General features: G+C 68.2%; 1 protein-coding gene. It reads left to right on the plus strand.

All coding sequences use genetic code 11. From position 1 onward, the window contains the following. On the plus strand, positions 1-274 hold a 274-nt coding region (locus OU789_RS16865; RefSeq protein WP_274656956.1), incomplete at both ends, for a hypothetical protein.

Below are 274 nucleotides of genomic sequence, written 5' to 3' on the forward strand. Positions count from 1 at the left end.
GAGAAGACCGCGAGCAATGAGCGGACTCCGATCGAGGACCTGCCGGAGGCCGATGCCAATGGCGCGGCGACCTTCCCGGTGAAGCTCGAGAAGGTCCCGGCCTCGACCCGGCCGCAGGAGGCCCAGATCTTCATCCGCATGGCGGAGAGCGGCGGCCGTTCGGTCGAGCGCAAGATCGTGCTGCCGGTGGCCCCCAGCGCCTCGCTGATCGGCGTCAAGCCGTTGTTCGGCGACAAGAGCGTCGCCGAGGGCGACAAGGCCGAATTCGATGTCG

Source organism: Halocynthiibacter sp. C4 (genome assembly GCF_028823805.1).
Taxonomy (GTDB): Bacteria; Pseudomonadota; Alphaproteobacteria; order Rhodobacterales; family Rhodobacteraceae; genus Falsihalocynthiibacter; species Falsihalocynthiibacter halioticoli.